This is a genomic window from Sphingomonas sp. UV9 (assembly GCF_004101245.1).
GTDB lineage: Bacteria > Pseudomonadota > Alphaproteobacteria > Sphingomonadales > Sphingomonadaceae > Sphingomonas.
Window position 1 is genome coordinate 683,707 of the sequence record NZ_SCIN01000001.1, and the last position, 14,404, is coordinate 698,110.

At 65.4% G+C, this 14,404-nt stretch carries 11 protein-coding genes and 1 tRNA gene; 8 read left to right on the forward strand and 4 right to left on the reverse strand.

Annotated features, from left to right (window positions below; translation table 11 throughout):
• Positions 1-70 precede the first annotated feature (70 nt).
• The gene (locus EQZ23_RS02870) at positions 71-838 is read right to left on the reverse strand and encodes a queuosine precursor transporter (protein WP_128452941.1); all 768 of its coding nucleotides are present in this window, start codon (positions 836-838) and stop codon (positions 71-73) included.
• Positions 839-898: 60 nt separating this feature from the next.
• Here EQZ23_RS02870 and EQZ23_RS02875 point away from each other — a divergent pair.
• Positions 899-975, forward strand: a tRNA-Arg gene (locus tag EQZ23_RS02875).
• A gap of 81 nt (positions 976-1,056) precedes the next feature.
• On the opposite strand, the gene EQZ23_RS02880 is transcribed toward EQZ23_RS02875, so the two are convergent.
• The gene (locus EQZ23_RS02880) at positions 1,057-1,782 is read right to left on the reverse strand and encodes a Crp/Fnr family transcriptional regulator (RefSeq protein ID WP_128452942.1); all 726 of its coding nucleotides are present in this window, start codon (positions 1,780-1,782) and stop codon (positions 1,057-1,059) included.
• Between the two features lie 567 nt (positions 1,783-2,349).
• Between EQZ23_RS02880 and EQZ23_RS02885 the strand changes: the two genes are divergently transcribed.
• The 3 genes from EQZ23_RS02885 (at position 2,350) to EQZ23_RS02895 (ending at position 7,420) form a co-directional block, all read left to right on the forward strand.
• On the forward strand, positions 2,350-4,029 hold the full coding sequence (locus EQZ23_RS02885; RefSeq protein ID WP_128452943.1) for a ShlB/FhaC/HecB family hemolysin secretion/activation protein: 1,680 nt from the start codon (positions 2,350-2,352) through the stop codon (positions 4,027-4,029).
• A 93-nt stretch (positions 4,030-4,122) separates the two neighbouring features.
• Entirely contained in the window at positions 4,123-6,741 is a 2,619-nt protein-coding gene (locus tag EQZ23_RS02890) for a filamentous hemagglutinin N-terminal domain-containing protein (RefSeq protein ID WP_128452944.1), read from the forward strand.
• Positions 6,742-6,886: 145 nt separating this feature from the next.
• Positions 6,887-7,420 (forward strand): L,D-transpeptidase, encoded by a 534-nt coding sequence (locus tag EQZ23_RS02895; RefSeq protein WP_240663150.1) that lies wholly within the window; start codon positions 6,887-6,889, stop codon positions 7,418-7,420.
• Positions 7,421-7,558: 138 nt separating this feature from the next.
• Here the strand turns inward: EQZ23_RS02895 and EQZ23_RS02900 are convergent, their stop codons facing one another.
• Positions 7,559-8,311 (reverse strand): 2OG-Fe(II) oxygenase, encoded by a 753-nt coding sequence (locus EQZ23_RS02900; protein WP_128452946.1) that lies wholly within the window; start codon positions 8,309-8,311, stop codon positions 7,559-7,561.
• 320 nt (positions 8,312-8,631) lie between these two features.
• Between EQZ23_RS02900 and EQZ23_RS02905 the strand changes: the two genes are divergently transcribed.
• Positions 8,632-8,835, forward strand: coding sequence for a hypothetical protein (locus EQZ23_RS02905; protein ID WP_128452947.1), 204 nt, complete (start codon positions 8,632-8,634; stop codon positions 8,833-8,835).
• Between the two features lie 226 nt (positions 8,836-9,061).
• A complete protein-coding gene (locus tag EQZ23_RS02910) occupies positions 9,062-9,346 on the forward strand; it encodes a hypothetical protein (protein ID WP_128452948.1) in 285 nt (94 codons plus the stop codon).
• A gap of 51 nt (positions 9,347-9,397) precedes the next feature.
• Here the strand turns inward: EQZ23_RS02910 and EQZ23_RS02915 are convergent, their stop codons facing one another.
• Positions 9,398-10,507: an ROK family protein gene (locus tag EQZ23_RS02915; RefSeq protein ID WP_128452949.1), complete on the reverse strand. Its 1,110-nt coding sequence runs from the start codon at positions 10,505-10,507 to the stop codon at positions 9,398-9,400.
• Between the two features lie 125 nt (positions 10,508-10,632).
• Between EQZ23_RS02915 and EQZ23_RS02920 the strand changes: the two genes are divergently transcribed.
• Positions 10,633-13,191, forward strand: coding sequence for a TonB-dependent receptor (locus EQZ23_RS02920; protein ID WP_128452950.1), 2,559 nt, complete (start codon positions 10,633-10,635; stop codon positions 13,189-13,191).
• A 14-nt stretch (positions 13,192-13,205) separates the two neighbouring features.
• Positions 13,206-14,357 carry a YdcF family protein gene (locus EQZ23_RS02925; protein ID WP_128453561.1) on the forward strand — a complete coding sequence of 384 codons (1,152 nt, stop codon included), beginning with the start codon at positions 13,206-13,208 and terminating at the stop codon, positions 14,355-14,357.
• The last annotated feature ends 47 nt before the right edge of the window (positions 14,358-14,404 follow it).

Genomic DNA, 14,404 nt, shown 5'->3' on the forward strand with positions numbered 1-14,404 from the left:
GTACGCGGAACGGTGGATGCCGGAACGAGCCCGGCATGACGGGAAGGGAATGGCTTTACGGAGCGGACTCTCAAACCCGCGTCCGAAACGGCGAGAAGTCCGTCCCCTCGTCATACACATCGACACCCTCGCGCCGCTTGAGCCACCCCACCACCAGATAGGTCAGCGGCGTCAGCAACACCTCCCACGACACTTTCAGCAGAAACTGGCTGATCATCACCATCAGCATCGCCTCGACCGGCCAGTCCGGCGCACCGTAGAACGCGAGAGGATAGAAGATCAGGCTGTCGAACGCCTGCCCCACGATCGTGCTGCCGATCGTCCGCGTCCACAACATCCGCCCTCGCGTCCAGATCTTCATCCACGCGAGCACGAAGCTGTTGGCGAACTCGCCCACCCAGAACGCGCAGATCGAGGCGAGCACGATGCGAGGCACCTGCCCGAAAACCGACTCATATGCCGCCTGTCCGGTCCACCCCTTGTCGGGCGGCAGCGCGACGACGACCGCCGACATGAACACCATGAACAGCATCGCGCCGAACCCCGCCCAGATGCAGCGCCGCGCCCGCGCGTAGCCGTACACCTCGGTCAGGACGTCGCCGATCACATAGCTGACCGGGAAGAACAGGATTCCCGCACCGAACGGCCATGCGCCGATCCACGGCAGGTCGATCACCGCCCGCTTGCCCGCCCCGATCACGTTCGACAGCAGCAGGATCGTGACGAACGCCGCCATCACGAAGTCGTAATAGCGAAACTGCCCGCCGCTTACCGCACGCGCGGTTACCGGTTCGAGCCCCCGCTCGCGCTCAGTCCCATTGGACGTTCCGATTTCCATCCGCGCATTATGATCGAGGTTCCAAGCCCGCACAATCCGCGCTAGTCGTCGCCGCAGCGCGCGCCCGTAGCTCAGCTGGATAGAGCAAGGAGCTTCTACCTCCTCGGTCGGGGGTTCGAACCCCTCCGGGCGCGCCAACCGCTTGTCGCGCAGGATCGGCCGATTACCAGTGCCTGTCTGCACGCGGGAGCCTTGGCTGCACGCGCGCCCTCGCGAGCCTAGCCGCCCAGCGGTACCAGTCGCGCGTGGAGATACGCGCTGTCGAACCGGGCGGCGTCCTTCAGTCCCTCGAAATCGAGCATCAGCAGGCGGTTCTTGGCGGCATCGACGAGCCCGCTCCGCTTGAGCGCCCTGATCGTGCGGTTAACGTGTACCGAAGTCAGTCCGAGCGCCTCGCCGACATCGGTCTGGGTCAGCGGCATGAAGAAATCGCCATTCCCCTCCCGCGCGACCGCGCCGGCGCGGATGTAGAGCTCGCAGAACAGGTGCGCGATCCGGCTATAGGCCTCGCGCGCGCCGATATTCACCAGCCATTCGCGCAGGATCCCCTCGTCGACCAGCGTACACCACCACAGCGCCTGCGCGATCCGGGGATGGTTCTCGATGATCGCCAGCATGTCGTTCGCCGGGATCGAAACGACCTGCCCCTCCGACATCATCGAGATGCTGTGGTCCATCTTCTCGAGAATGAACACGTGCGTGTCGCACAGATCCCCCGGCATCAGGAACGCGACGATCTGTCGCTTGCCGTCGGGCAGGATCTTGTAGCGTTGCGCCCAGCCTTCGAGGATCAGGAAGACATGCGTCGGGTCGTCGCCCTCGCGGATCAGGTGCTGGCCGCGGACGACGGGACGCGGCACCAGCGTCAGGCGATCGAGCGCGGCACGGTCCTGGTCGTCGAACTTTGCCCAACGGCGTAATTTCCGGGTGAGGATATCGCTCATTCGTTACTCATTGCCGCGCGGTATCATGGATTTGGACAAACACGAATGTCGCTCGGAGTCCTCATGATCGCCGCGACCTTGCCTCGGCCCGGTTCCGCCCGATCGATGGAAGCCGCTACTACCCCACGTCGCGCGTCCCATGGCGCCCTCCACTCGACACTCCTTCTTCAGACAGAAGAACGAGCCGAAGCGTCGAAGATCTACGCCGATTCTTACTCGTCGGAGCGTTTTAAGCTTTGTTTAGCCACGACGCTGTGCCGCAGAAAATTTCAAATCCGTGGCAATTGTAAGGTTAAGACAATGTTATCATAGATTTGCCTTGAATTACTGTTTTCTTTGACATACATAGGTTAAGCCGATCCTAGTGTAAGCCACACACCGCGAGCCCCCGCGGCCGGCGACACTCTAGCCATTCTACGCTTGCCCCTAAGTTCGATGGTGACGGGGATCGTCCTCTGCGGTGTCGAAGGCTTTATCCTTTTTTCGGCGCTTTCCCCATTTCAAACGGCTCCCGCTGCTGCGGATGGGAGAACCGTGTCTTCCTCCGCGGTGACTTTCGAGGTGTTCATGTACAAGTCGACCCTTTGGGCCGCCGCGCTTGCGGCTGTGAGCCCGGCTGCCCTGTTGGTTTCGACTCAAGCGGAGGCGCAGGTCCCGATCGGTGCCGGCGGTCAGCTTCAGCAGATCCCGCCCGCACCGCTCAACGACCAGCCCGCGCCTGATCTCGGCTTCGAGCGCAAGACGCCCGTCGTCGTTCCCGCCACCGGTGGCCCGAAGACGCTCGTCCGGTCCCTACGCGTGACGGGCGCGACGCTGTTTCCCGAGGCCGACCTGATCGCCGCGACCGGGTTCGTCCCCAACAGCGAACTCGATCTGTCCGAGATGAAGACGCTCGCGGCGCGGATCACCGACTATTACGCGAGCCGCGGATATTTCGTCGCGAACGCCTACCTCCCCGAGCAGGACGTGCAGAGCGGCGCTGTCACGATCGCGGTGATCGAAGGGCGCTTCGGCGCGGTCGGCGTGAAGAACGAGTCACGACTGTCCGACAGTGTCGCGAACGGCATCCTCGATGGGCTGGACGTCGGCGATCCGGTCGCTGTCGCGCCGCTCGAGCGTCGCCTGCTGATGCTGTCGGACCTGCCCGGCGTGCGGGTGCGATCGACGCTCAGCCCCGGCACCGCGGTCGGCACGTCGGACCTGCTGGTCGACATCACCCCCGGCCAGAGCATCACCGGCAGCGTCGAGGCCGACAATGCCGGCAACCGCTACACCGGCGCCTACCGCGTCGGCGGTTCGGTCAACTGGAACAACCCGACCGGCTCGGGCGACGTGCTGAGCCTGCGCGCGCTCACGTCTTTCTCGGGGCTCGCTTATGGTCGCGCGTCGTACCAGGCACCGATCGGCCAGGTCACGCTGGGCGTCGCCTTCGCGCATCTCGAATATTCGCTCGGCAAGGAATTCGACAGCCTCGACGGCAGCGGCAATGCCGACGTCGCCAGCGTCTATGCCAGCTATCCGCTGATCCGCTCACGCGACAATAATCTGTACGTGACCGTCGGCGGCGACGTGAAGTGGTTCGAGGACAAGATCGGCATCGTCGACACCACCAGCTATCGCCGCGCGCAGGTGATCACCGCGGGGCTCAGCGGCGACCAGCACGACACGCTGCTCGGCGGCGGCTGGAGCGCGTATTCGCTGAGCTATTCGGTCGGCAATCTCGACATCCGCGGCGCGTATGAGCGGTCCATCGACGCGCTGACCGCACGCACCGACGGCAGCTACGGGAAGCTGCAGTTCAGCTTCGCGCGGTTGCAGACAATCGCCGGCCCGCTGTCGCTGTTCGCCTCCGCCCGCGGGCAGATCGCGTTCAGCAATCTCGACATCTCCGAGCGGATGGAACTGGGCGGCGCCTATGCCGTCCGCGCCTATCCCGAGGGCGAGGCGTATGGCGACCAGGGCTATGTCGCCACCGCCGAGGCGCGGCTGGCCCTGCCCCAGGTCGTGCCGGGTGCGCTCCAGCTGTTCGGGTTCGTCGACGTCGGCGAGGTCGATTACGTCAAGCACCCGTATTTCACCGGCTCCAACCACGCGAAGCGCAGCGCGTACGGCGCCGGGCTGAGCTGGGCGGGACCGTACGGAATCGCCGCCAGGGCGACCTATGCGCGCAAACTCGGCGACGAGGATGCGACGTCGGCCCCCGACAAATCGGGCCGCGCCTGGTTTCAGCTCTCGAAGACCTTCTGACCACTCTGCATGACCGCCCTGCCTGAACGCGCTGCCTGACCGCGCTGCACGCTCCGAATTTGCGGCCGTCCGCCGCCATCAAGGATACCGCAAATGACCCCCATCCCCTCCTCGATCAGAAACATCACCCGCCCCGCCCCGGCAGTCACGCGCACGAGGCGTGGCGGCCTGTTCGGCACGACCGGACTCGCGCGGTTCGCGTGGCTTATCGGGTTCAGCCTGGCGGGCACGATCGCGGCGCGTCCGGTTGATGCCCAGACGCTGCCGACCGGCGGGGACGTCGTCGCGGGTCAGGCGAGCATCGCGACCGGCGCCAAGTCGCTGACCGTGACGCAGACCAGCGACCGCGCGGCGATCAACTGGCAATCCTTCTCGATCGGCAAGGGCAAGAGCGTCGTCTTCGACCAGCCGACCAGCAGTTCGGTCGCGCTCAACCGCGTCCTCGGTTCGGACCCGTCGGTGATTCTCGGCAATCTGTCGGCGAACGGGAAGGTGTTCCTGGTCAACGCGAACGGCATCCTGTTCGGCCAGACCGCGAACGTGAACGTCGGTGGCCTGGTCGCCTCGACGCTGAACATTTCCGATGCCGATTTCCTCGCGGGCAAGACCAGTTTCGCGGGCAACAGCGCTGCATCGGTCCAGAATGACGGCCGGATCACCGCGAAGAACGGCTATGTCGCGCTGCTCGGCGCGAACGTCGGCAATGGCGGCACGATCAAGGCGAACTTCGGCACCGTCGTGCTGGCGGGCGGCGAGGCGATCACGCTCGACGTGGCGGGCGACGGGTTGCTCAACGTCGCGGTCGACAAGGGTGCGGTCGGCGCGCTGGTCCGCAACGGCGGGCTGATCCGCGCGGACGGCGGCAAGGTGGTGATGACGGCGCAGGGTGCGGGCGAGCTGCTCCACACCGCGGTCAACAACACCGGCATCGTCGAGGCGCGCACGCTGCAGAACCGCGGCGGCACCATCCTGCTGCTCGGCGACATGAAGACCGGCACCGTCACGGTCAGCGGCGGACTCGACGCCAGCGCACCGGTCGGCGGCAATGGCGGCTTCATCGAGACGTCGGCGGCTACCGTCACCGTGGCGGACAGCGCCAAGGTTTCGACCTTCGCACCGGGCGGCATGACCGGCATGTGGCTGATCGATCCGCAGGATTACGTGATCGGCGCGGGCGGCAACATCTCGGGCGCGACGCTGTCGGCACAGCTCGTGACGACCAGCATCACGATCAGCACGATCCCCGCCGCGGGCGACACCACGACCGGCAATGGCGACATCTTCGTCAACGACGCGGTCGCGTGGACCGCGTCGGGCGTACCGACGACGCTGACGATGAACGCGTTTCGCGACGTCAACATCAACGCGCCGATCACCGCGACCAATGGCAACATCGTCGCGTGCTGTGGCCGCGACGTGAACGTCAACGCCGACCTGACCACGACCAACGGCAGCATCCTGCTCAACGCCGGGCAGAACGTGAACGTGTTTCACGCGATCACGACGACCGACGGAAACATCGCGCTGTGCGCCGGCCACGACGTGCTGATCGATGCGGCGGTCACGCTGACGCGCGGCACGACGATCCCCGCGCAGAGCCTCGGCCTGCCGGTCGGGCTGACGCTGATCGCCGGCGCGGACGGCACCGGGCCGGGCGTCAACGGCGGCACGATCGTGTTCTCCGCGCTGTCGCCGCCGACGACGGTCACCGCGGCGCCGGTATCGATCAACTACAACCCGGTCTCGTACACGACGCCGACCGACTTCTCGACCGAGTTCGTGCTGACCGAAGGCGCGGCGATCACCCAGCGGATGCTGCTGTTTCCGACCGCGCAGAAGGTAGCGGACGGCACCAACGCGGCGGTGCTCAGCGGCTTCAACACCAACGGCACGTCGGGCACGCCGACCGGCGTTTCGCTGGTCGCCGGCCCGGATGCGACCGCGACGTTCGACAGCACCGGCGAAGGCACGGGCATCGGCGTCAGCTTCAGCGGCTATACGCTGACCGGCGCCAACGCCGATCAGTATGCGCTGGCGAGTTCGTGCTGCGTAGCGGGATTCCGGACGACCGGGACGATTACAGCGGCACCGGCTCCGGCTCCGGCTCCAGCTCCAGCGCCCGCACCGGCTCCAGCACCGGCTCCGGCTCCAGCGCCCGCACCGGCTCCAGCACCGGCTCCGGCTCCGGCTCCAGCACCGGCTCCAGCACCGGCACCAGCTCCGGCACCAGCGCCAGCGCCTGCTCCAGCGCCTGCTCCAGCCCCGGCACCAGCGCCAGCGCCAGCGCCAGCTCCAGCACCGGCTCCGGCTCCGGCTCCGGCTCCGGCTCCGGCACCCGCTCCGGCTCCTGCGCCAGCGCCTGCTCCGTCACCTACGCCTACGCCCACGCCGCCAGTCGTCATCACGCCGACACCCGTGCCAAACTTGCCGACCGCAGCACGCCCGATCTTGGACGTTCCACCCGTGATGGTTCGCGTCCCGTCGCCACCGCCGATCGAGGTCGTCGAGGGCGGGGTGGCGTTCCCGCCGCCAATCCGCCCGGGCACGGTCATCGTCGAGACCCCCGGCACGCCCGAAACCGGACGGCCCGTCGTCGAGACCCCTGTGACGCCGCAGGGCGTGCAGCCGACACCCGATCGTCCCTTCGTACAGCCGACCCCGCCGACTGCCCCGGCGGTCCCCGATTATCCGCGCAAGCAGGCGCGCCATTAAGGTGATCGGCCGGGACGGGGTAAGAAGGCGCGGGGTAAGAAGGCAGTGGTGCGTCACGCTCACGGCGGTACTCGTCGCGCTCGCGGCACCCTCGCCGGGATTGGCGCGGCCAGCACCAGCCGACACTGCCGGACGGTTCGGCGGCGTGACGGTTTCGAACGATGCGCGGGACACCGCGGACTGGGTTGCCGCATCGCATGACAATCAGAGCTTGCCGTTCATCGTGATCGACAAGGTGAACGCCGTCGTCTTTGCGTTCGACGCCACCGGTGGATTGCGTGGCACGGCGCCAGCCTTGCTCGGCATGGCGCGCGGCGATGCGAGCGTACCCGGCATCGGCCAGCGCAAGCTCGCGACGATCACGCCGGCCGAACGCACGACCCCGGCGGGCCGGTTCAAGGCCTCGCTCGGGCATGATTTCGAACAGGACATCCTGTGGATCGACTATGACGCCGCGCTGTCGATGCACCGCGTGATCAAGGGACGCCGGGTGGACGACCGCGCCGGCCGGCTCGCCTCACCAACGCCTAGCGACAACCGGATTTCCTATGGCTGCGTGAACGTGCCGCCGGGGTTTTACGACGGGGTGGTAAAGCCGTTATTCACCGGGACCGTAGGGATCGTCTACATTCTGCCGGAGACGAAGCCGTTGCGAAGCGTGTTCGCCGTGCCGGACTGACTCCTCCCCCGCCAGGGGGAGGTGGCTGGCGCTTGCCAGACGGATGGAGGAGGACACGGAACAGGGATATCGCTACCCGTCCCCGCCAGCGCCGCTTGGCCAAGTATATTGAGAACCGCGCCCCGCCCGGCCTCTACGTCACTGGCACCAGGGCCGCTCGCGATACCATTTGGTCAGCACGTATTTGACGCCCTGCTCGACCGGCATGCCCTGGTGCAGCGATCCCGGGTTTGGTCGCCCCAACGCGTCCATGTTGTTCCAGATCACGAGATTGCCGGCCTTCGGTGCGATCATCACGCCCGCAGTCGGAAAGTTCGTCCGGCCGCCCAATGTCGGCTCGTTGAGGAACGTCATCGCCGACCAGGTCCGCTGTCCGCCGATCGGCACCTGGTTTCGCCAGTAATGCTGGCCGGTATCGAAGAAATCATGGTGCGGCTTGAACTCCTGTCCGACCGCATAGCGCTGGCCCTGCAACGCCTCGCCGAAGACCCGGTCGAGACCGGTCAGGTCGTCGAGCTTGCTCTCGACGGCGGTTACGGCGTCGGGTCCTGGGTAGAGATAGCAGGTCTCGCTCGTCCGATACGACGGTACGGGATCGTCGGAGACGACCGGCGACGGCACGCGATCGGTATCGATCGCCCGGATCAGCGCAGCGCATTCTCCAAACGTGAGAAAATTGCGGACGACATAGAGTTCGACGCCGTTTGCCGGGATCCGGACGGCACCGGCATAATGCGCGATCCGCTCTCGAACGCGGACGGCGGAATCAGATCGGGCCAAGGCCTCCATATGACCATCGCGCAGATCGAGCGCCGACAATGGAGCCGATATTAGCGACGTATTCTCGGACTTATCCGTCGGCCAAGCGCCAGTATCTAAAAATTCGGCCATGATTTCATAACTCTGATCATCCGCCCCTTCACTAGGCCAATAGCAGCATCCTTATCCTATGTTTATATTTTTAATCGATGCATCCTTATAAATCACCCTACGTTTCTCAAGTACGACTAACGCAGGTTAAGCTCGGTTGAGCGAGTTTTCGTCACCACCCCGCCCATTGGATGTGGCAAAAGGTCGCACCAAGCCGAAGAGTTAGGGATCCCATGCTCCGCTGCCGGGGAGAGCCAGGGATGACGTGCCTGGACCGATTTCGGCGGAGAACCATCATGCAACCGGGATTAATCGCTCCCTCGGACACGACATGCTCTGCTTTGCAGACTGGCCTGACCGACGTAACGGATGCGGCCGCAGTCGGGACCGCCAAACGCATTGAGGCCGAGGCACGTCGAGACCGGCTGTCGGCCAGATCGCCGTATCCAGCCGGGTCGCTCTATCCGGTGCTCCGCGGCATCATCTTCGCGCTGCCGCTGTCGCTCCTGATCTGGGCCGCGATCTTGTTCCTGTCCTTCAGCTAAACACTCCCTACCCCACCCACCCGAATTTTGCAGTCATGCGTCCTCTGTTTGCGGGGCCGTAGTGTCATGTTCAAAAGTCTTTATGCGAGCGCCGCGGCGTCGTCGCTAGCGCTCGTCCCTCATCCCGCCACAGCGCCGCGCTTGATCGTTCCGGGCGCTTTGCTTCTTGCAGGGTACCGGGCGACGTGCGGGCCCGTCGATACGATGATTCAACCGATCAACGATATTGCGGCTGCGTATCACCGGGCGGATCTACCTGCACCCGCGCGTCCTGGACTTGCCGCGCGCGCAGCAACTCTTCTGGTACACGCATGAGTGCGCTCATCAGATCTTCGGTCCCGGCGAGGCCGCTGCCGATTGCTGGGCGGTCCAGCAGGGCAAGATCCAAGGCTGGCTGTCGCGGGTCGAACTGACCAGGCTGAACCTATCGTTTCGCCAGTTTCCGCGCGACGCCGCGCACGCGGACGGTGCCGCCCGCATCGCGTACATGGAGAAATGTTTTGCCAAGTAACCGCTTCGTCTCGATGCCCTGACCGGATGGCCGACACCGTCATGCGAGCCTCTACGCCACCGTCGTCGCATGGATGGGCAGCAACGCCGCACCGATCGTCGCGGCGGCGCCCTCCAGCGTGGAGACCGAGATGATCGGCACGCCGCTGACGTGATCGCCGATGTGCATCGCACCGAAATCGATGTGCTCGACCAGCGCGCGCAGGATGCGGTTCGGCAGAGGGCTGGAGATCACGAATTCGCCCGGATCGATCCACGCGAGCCCCCAGTTGATGATCGGCGCGATCTGGCTGGCGGCGCGCCGGACCCAGGCGTCTACGACATCTTCGTAGCCGGCGACGACCGTCTCGAAATCGACCAGCGAATGGATTTCGCAGCCAGCCGCGCGCAGCGTGATCAACAGGTCGAGCGTCGAGGGGCGGGGTTGGTCGTTGGGGTAAAGGCAGCCGATCTCGCCCGCACTCGCCATAGCCCCGCGCAGGATGCGTCCTTCGACGATGATCCCCGCGCCGATCCCGTGGCCGAGGAGGATCACCACCGCGGTCGAGCAGCGCCGCATCAGCCCACCGACATAATATTCCGCCAGCGCGGCGGTGTTGGCGTCGTTCTCGATCCAGATCCGGTGGCCGATATGCTCTTCGAACAGCGTCTTCAGATCGATCCCGCGCCATGCGCCAAGGCTGTCGACCGTCCAGCGGCGATTGCCTTCAGGTGATAGCGACGAGCCGGGGACGCCGATTCCGACCCCCAGCAGTCGCCGTCCGAGCAGGCGGTTCTCGATCGCCATGCTGTGCATCGATTCCGTCACCCGCGCGGCGAACACACGCGGGTCCGGATCGTCGAACGGCTGCGAACTCTGCGCGATCACTCCGCCTGCGTAATCGACCAGCGCCACCTCCATCAGTCCGCGGTGGAGCATGGCGCCGACCGCATAGCCCGCCTGCGGCGATATCCGTAGCGGGACGGCCGGACGACCGGGCGTTACGGGGTCCGCCGTCGCGCACTCCTCGATCAAGGCATGGGCCAACAAATTGCTCGACAGGCGCGTGAGCTTCGATCCGCTCATGCCGAGATCGACCGCCAATTGCTTGCGGGATCGTGACCCCGACGATCGCAGGACCTGCATGATCCGGCGTTCGTCGTCGTCCAGTCTCAGCCTCATGTGTGACACCTCCGCACGTCCCCGCAACAATCCGCTACACCATTAATTTATTTCATAGAATTAATTAAAATTGTCACATTGGGCGTCCAGCGGCAGCGTCATTACAAAAGGGTGGGAACGAACCGATGACGAAGACTCGCTTGCGCAGCGGCAGTGCGCTGATCGCGCTCGGCATGATGGCGTGCGCGCCGGCCTGGGCACAGACCGCGCCAGCGACACCGCCCGCCGACGACGCGCCCGTCGCGCAACCAGCCACACCTGAAACTTCAGCACCTGACGCCGGCGGCGACATCATCGTGACCGGCTCGGCCCGCCAGCAGCGTCGCTTTGACGTCTCCTACGCGGTGAACTCGCTCAGCAACGCCGACATCCAGAAGCTCGCGCCGATCAACTTCGCCGATCTGCTCGGCAAGCTGCCCGGCTTCGCGGTCGAGAATACCGGCGGCGAGGTTCAGAACATCATCCGCCTGCGCGGCCTGCCGAGCGACGGCGGGCTCGTCACCTTCCAGCAGGACGGCCTGCCGATGTTCCACGAGAATGACGGCAATTTCTTCCGCGGCGACAGCATCAACCGGTTCGACCTCATGACGCAACGTGTCGAGGTCGTCCGCGGCGGTCCTGCACCGGTCTATGCCAGCTATGCCGCCGCGATCGTCAACAACATCACCGTGTCGGGCACCGACACGACCCGCGGCAAAGCTCAGGTCACGCTCGGCGATACCGGCCTCTACCGGCTCGACGCATACCAGGCCGGCCCGATCGACGACTCCACCTACTATGCGATCGGTGGGTTTCTCCGCCGCCACGACGGTTACCGCGACAACGGCTTTCCGAACGATCGCGGCGGCCAGGTCCGCGCCAATATCAAGCACGACTTCAGCAACGGTTCGCTGCGCGTGTCGGGCAATTACCTGAACGACCACAACGTCTTCTATCTGCCGATCCCGACCGCCGACCCGCGCGATCCGAGCAAGTCGCTCAACCAGTATATCGACTTCTTCAGCGGCACGATGAACTCGCCCGCACTGCGCAATGCCAACATCCGCTTCCGCGAGGCCGACGGCACCACGCGGAACGTCGACGCCGATCTCGGCAATGGGCGTCACACCCAGTTCGGCAATGTCGGCGTGCAATACGACGCGGATTACGACGGCTGGAAGGTCGCGGCGAAGGGCGGCGTCAGCGTCGGCAAACTGCATTTCAACGCGCTGTATTCGACCAGCAACCCGTCCGATGCCAACACCTATGCCAACGCCACCAGCAACGGGATCGGCACCCCGACCAACCTCGATAACGCGCGCACCGCGTTCGGTGCGGGCGTCACAAGGCTCGGCTATGCGATCGCCGGCACCAACGGCGCCGAAGTCTACGACCCCAGCACCGCCTCCGGCCTGGTCGTCCCCGCCCAGTTCCGCGACGTCGTCTCGAAATATTATTCGACGCAAGGCGATCTCAGCGTCACCCGCTCGATCGCGACCGGCTTCGGCACGCACGATCTGCGCGTCGGCGTCTATGGCAGCCTGTACGGCGAGACCAACGAGGTCGCGTATCAGGACTATCTGCTCGAGGTGAAGGGCAAGCCGCGGACGCTCGATCTGATCGCGTACAACGCCGCCGGCCAGGCGCTCGGATCGGTCACCGACAACGGCGTGCTGCGCTATACGACCACGCTCAACCGCGGCAACACCGACGCCAAGATGTACGCGCTCTACGCCAACGATACGTGGGAACTTACCAAGGGCCTGACGATCGATGGCGGCGTGCGCCACGAACGCTACAGCTTCGACGGCTATGCGTTCGCCACGACCGCGGTCAATCTCGGCGATCCGACGACACTCGCCGACAATGCCGTTCGCGCGTTCACCGGCCAGATCATCAATTCGAAGCTGAGCCCGAACATCACCAACTGGACGGGCGGCATCAACTACGACGTCACGCAGCATCTCGGTGCGTATGCCCGCGCATCGCATCTCGAAACGCCGCCATCGACGCAGGTGACGTACCAGATCAACCCGACGATCATCACGTCGAAGGCGAACCAGTACGAGGTCGGCCTGAAGGCCGCGTTCGGCAGGTCCTATCTGTACCTGATCGGCTTCTACACGCGCTACAATCCGCTCAACGCCTCGTTCGTGGCGCTCGACCCGGTCACCGGCCGCAACGACCAGTCGGTGCCGTTCGTCGGCAAGGCCGAGATCAAGGGCATCGAGATCGACGGCAACTTGGCGCTACCGCACGGCTTCGCGGTCACCGGCGCGCTGACGATCAGCGACCCGCAATATAAGAGCCTCGTCAACGCCAACGGCGCCAGCGCCGGCGATGTCGAGGGCAACCAGCTCGTCCGCGAACCGAAGGTCTACGGCAACATCCGCCCCTCGGTCGACTTCGACGTCGCCGGCAGCGCGGTGCAGCTCTACGGCCGCTACGAATATACCGGCAAACGCTATGTCGACTTCTTCAACAACACCGCGCTCCCCGCCTACCAGACCGTCGGCGCTGGCATCACGCTGACGCACGATACGTGGCAGATGCAGGTCGTCGGCGACAATCTGTTCAACGCCAAGGGCCTGACCGAAGGCAACACGCGCACCGACCAGTTGAGCGGCCAGGGCACCGCCGACGCGATCTACGGCCGACCGATCTTCGGCCGCAACGTCCGCCTCGTGGTCAGCAAGTCCTGGTGACGGGCTTGCGCGTGATGCTCGCGGCGCTGGCGATGACCGCCGCTGCACCGGTGTGGGCGGAAACACCTGCACCGGTGGCGGTGGCGGACACGGTCGTCGACACGCTGTCGGGACGCCTGTTCCCGATGCTCGGCGCGCTGGGGCGGTCACCCGCCGGGACGCTTGATACGCGGGCGCGGGCGGCACGGATTGCGGCGTGCGGCGATACGCCTGCCTGCGTGATCGAGGCGACGATCTGGACCGATCAGGACCGGGCTACGATCGCCGCGGCGGTGCCACGCTTGGCAAAGACCGGCGTTCTGCGGTCGATGCAGCCGATTGCGGACCTGTCGCCGTCAGTAGGCATCGATCAGGAACTTGAAGCACTGAACGTCGTGCTGCGAGTCTACGGCCTCGGCACGCCGGGACGCTATCCCAAGATCGACGGTCCAATCTTCGCAACCGACTCTCCGTTCTTTGCCGACAGCGTGAAGGTCGCGATCGATACCGCGCGCGCCGCATCCGATGCGCCGCCCGCTACCATCGCGGCGAGCGTGCGGCTGGCACTGGCGTTGCTGGATGCGAACGATGCGACGGCCGCAACGCGGTTCGAACCCCTCGACCAGCGCGAGAACGCAGGCGCACTTAGGCTTGCGGCGCGAACGGACTGGAAAGCCTTCCGCTATTCGCTGCTGATCGTCCCCGGCGTCGGCCCCGAGGATGTCGCCACCACGCTCAGCCCACGCAGCAAGCTCCACGCGCTGCTCGCCGCGCAACGCTATCGCCAGGGTCTGGCGCCGTTCATCCTCGTCTCGGGCAGCGCGGTGCACCCGCGCGGCACGCGGTTCGTCGAAGCCGTCGAGATCCGCCGCGCGCTGATCGAGCGCTACGGCATCCCTGCCGATCGCGTGATCCTCGAACCCTATGCGCGGCACACGACGACAAACCTGCGCAACGCGACGCGGCGGATGGTGGCGCTCGGCATCCCGCTCGACCGACCCACGCTGATCGTCACCGACGCCGAGCAGAGCAAATACATCGAGAGCCCGACCTTCACCGACCGTAACCGCACGGAACTGGGCTATCTGCCGGGCACGGTCGGTCGGCGGTTGTCGGTGTATGATCTGGAATTCCGGCCGTCGCGGCTATCCCTGCGCCACGATCCGCGCGATCCTCTCGACCCATGAACAAGTATTTCAGACGCGCGACCCCGGTAAACACCCCTGCCCCCACC